General features: G+C 47.3%; 1 pseudogene. It reads right to left on the bottom strand.

Features of this window, described 5'->3' with window-relative positions:
* Positions 1-239: pseudogene (locus tag MTCD1_RS20220) on the bottom strand (Ig-like domain-containing protein); the annotation flags it as partial.

Here is a 239-nt window from a genome sequence, read left to right as displayed (position 1 = left end):
GTACCAGCACCATCCACCATCGGTAAAATCTTGGATCGTCGAGGTCCAAACATCGCCATTGGATGCACTCGCAGCAAAACTGTAACTACTCGGATTAGCCGTCGGACCAGTGATGTAAAAATCAACCTGTGATACGGCAACATTATCGGTTACCGTCGCATTAAATGTAATGGTGGTATCAAGTACGCCACCACTAGGTGACATATCTGAGATCAATGGCGCGGTGCTATCCTCATTAC

Source organism: Colwellia marinimaniae, assembly GCF_002207865.1.
GTDB classification, from domain to species: Bacteria; Pseudomonadota; Gammaproteobacteria; order Enterobacterales; family Alteromonadaceae; genus Colwellia; species Colwellia marinimaniae.
This window is presented reverse-complemented; position numbering and strand designations above follow the sequence as displayed.